The sequence below is a fragment of the Streptomyces sp. BE303 genome, from assembly GCF_036290945.1.
Classification (GTDB): Bacteria; Actinomycetota; Actinomycetes; order Streptomycetales; family Streptomycetaceae; genus Kitasatospora.
Window position 1 is genome coordinate 1 of sequence record NZ_JAQYWZ010000258.1, and the last position, 326, is coordinate 326.

Genomic DNA, 326 nt, shown 5'->3' on the forward strand with positions numbered 1-326 from the left:
AGCCAGCCCGCGCTGACGCGAGAACTCCACGAACACATCCGGGTTCGGCATCACGGTGACGCCGCCGACCAGCGCCATCGAGCACTCGCCCGACCGCAGCGCCTGCGCGGCCAGGTGCAGCGCGACCAGCGACGACGAGCTCGCCGTGTCCACCGTCACCGCCGGCCCCTCCAGGCCGAACGAGTTCGAGACGCGGCCGGACAGCACGCTCGCCGCGTTCCCGGTGCCGATGTGGCCCGCCGAGTCCGCGACGTCCTCGGACCCGTCGTCCAGCAGCGCGACGTAGTCCTGACCGTTGGTTCCGGCGAACACGCCGACCTGCTCGC

The 326-nt window shown here is 72.4% G+C and carries 1 protein-coding gene; it reads right to left on the minus strand.

Annotation, left to right across the window (positions count from 1 at the left end; all coding sequences use genetic code 11):
* Positions 1-326 (minus strand): beta-ketoacyl synthase N-terminal-like domain-containing protein (locus PUR56_RS01865; RefSeq protein ID WP_329947567.1); only part of this gene is annotated, 326 nt, incomplete at both ends.